Annotated in this window: 1 protein-coding gene; it reads right to left on the bottom strand. The window is 68.7% G+C overall.

Going from position 1 to position 2,234, the window contains the following annotated elements:
* Positions 1–252: 252 nt before the first annotated feature.
* Positions 253–1,401: a hypothetical protein gene (locus tag GXY85_06785; protein NLW50536.1), complete on the bottom strand. Its 1,149-nt coding sequence runs from the start codon at positions 1,399–1,401 to the stop codon at positions 253–255.
* Positions 1,402–2,234: the final 833 nt, after the last annotated feature.

Genomic DNA, 2,234 nt, shown 5'->3' on the forward strand with positions numbered 1-2,234 from the left:
CGCCCCGACCGTCTCCTCCTCCGGCCGCGACAGAGCGCGGCCCTCCACCGGCACGCACGCCTCACGCCGGACGCCGCCGGGCGGCACGCCGCACGCCCCTGGAGGGGCACGCTCCGTCGTGCCCGCTGCTGCCATCCCCGGCCGCTCGTCGCCTCCGGCCGCGACGGCGCGCGGCACTCCACCGGCACGGACGGCCCGGCCGCGCCGCCACTGCCGCCGGTGTGACCGGAAGCCCGTGGACGGCTGCATGGCTCAAGGCGATCCGGCAGGGGGATCGTCTGCCTGCAGGTCCTGGGCCGTCCCCGGGCCCTCCAGAAGGGACGACAGCTCCCGCGCCCGCTGCTGAATGCGCGCCGCCTGCTCCTGTGACCATGGCGTCCGGCCGCGCTCGTGCCGCAGGGCCGCCGTGCCCAGGGTGCTGTCCAGGAACGGGCCGCCGTGCCGCTTCGCCAGCTTGACGGCCTCCCGAACCGGAGTATCGGTCAGCAGCAGCCGGTCGACCATCAGACCTCTGGCGTCCTTCTGGAAATCCCGGCCGCTTCGGCTCCGCTCCGCATCCCCGTCCCGGAGCCAGCCGCCGAGGTCCTTCAGAGTATCTCGGACCGTGTCATCGCCCTGGACGCTCAGGAGCGCCCTGAACGCCAGCCCGCGCATCCAGAGATCCTCCTGCGGGGATGCGGCGATGCCCGCCAGCCACCTTCGCAGTTCGGCGTTCCGTTCTGCGAGTGCGGGAAGGTCAAACAGTGCGGGGCCGGCGCCGCCGGAGAGCGGCTGCTCCGCCATGAGACGCTGCATCAGCGTCCTCTCCGCCAGCCCGCGCGCGTACTGCACCAACTCCCGTTGCCGTTCCCGAAGCCTTCTCTCCCAGTCCGAGAGCGAAGGGGCGTCCTCCTGCCGATCCGCGGTCCACGGCCCCGGCCCGGCCATGCCGCCCGGGTGGATGGGGATGGCCAGTTCGTGCAGCTCCGCCACCGGCAGATCGGTGACGAGGAGCCTCTGATACAGAGGCATGCGGAGCGCGGACTGCAAGGCCATCTCCTCCTGGCCGTTCCAGCCCTCCTCCATCCACGGCACAAGCGCGCGGGCCATCCGCACAAGCGCGGCCTCGTCGCCAACCTCCAGCAACTGGACGGCGGCCTCCTTGCGTACCTCGATCTCCACCTCATCCGAACAGGCGACGCCGACGAGCCAACGGAGGAACTGCTCGTTCTCCTCCGCAAGGCGCGGGATGTTCGTCCGCACTGCCTGCCGCTCTGCCCCGCTGAGCGGCGCCTCGCGCAGCGCGAGTGCCTCCAGGCTCACACGCTGCCGGAGCACCAGGAGCAGGCAGAACACGGCAATGCCCGCCACGGCAGTCGCCGACAGGGCGCGCAACAAGAGGCCGTGTGCGTATCTCTTCATCGCTGGGACTCCTCCACGGACGTGCCTCCGACGACGGCTTCACAGACGCCCTCTCTGTCGTCAATGCCAGTTCACCGCTACTGCGACGGTGCCGACTGTCGCCTCTTCCGCGCCAGCGCCATCAGTCGGCCATACGGCATACCCTCGGGCTCCGGCCCCAGCGGAATGCACAGCAGAACGCCGCCGGCGATCAGCAACCCGCAGAATAGTATCGTTGAGACCGAGCCTCTGCCGTTCATCAGTCGGACCATCCGGCACTCCCATCAGTGCCCGCATGCCGCCGGATCGTTTCCGGGGCAGCACGCGCCCTCCCTCCCCGTCTCTGCCAATCGCTCCCCTCCAGCGTACAATATGTAGCCCCGAAGCACCCTCAAGTCAAGGCCAATCCGCTCCTTCTGATTGACGCAGCACTGAGCCGCTGCAGTTGGTCCCACGGTGTCTCTTCCGGAAGGCCCCGAGAACACTTGCGAGGGGTCCCGTCAATCACTCGCTCGCGACTGCTCGCGGCGCCTCCTGAGCCTCCAAACACTTGCAGCAACCAGGGCCAATGCAGCCCCAGCCCATACCGCAAGCCTTATGGGTCCCCGGCCCCCGGCTTCGTCTGGGCTCCTCATAGGCGCCTCAACGATGCTGGGAGGCCCATCGTCTCGCGCCGCCACGCTTGGCGGCGCAACTGGCGCTTCGCCTGCCGCATCGGCTAATCCTCCTAGTGTAATGTCCCATAAGTGCGGTTGATTAACAGTTCGCGGCATGGTATCATTCTCCGCATAGGAGGGTGAGGACCATGCGACGAGCCAAACCGATTGTGCTGGACAAGGAACAGACGGAAGTCC

This window comes from Candidatus Brocadiaceae bacterium, from assembly GCA_012728835.1.
Classification (GTDB): domain Bacteria; phylum Planctomycetota; class Brocadiia; order SM23-32; family SM23-32; genus JAAYEJ01.

Excerpts from the sequence above, each read along its gene's own strand:
- GXY85_06785 (NLW50536.1), bottom strand. The coding sequence starts at position 1,401 with ATGAAGAGATACGCACACGGCCTCTTGTTGCGCGCCCTGTCGGCGACT.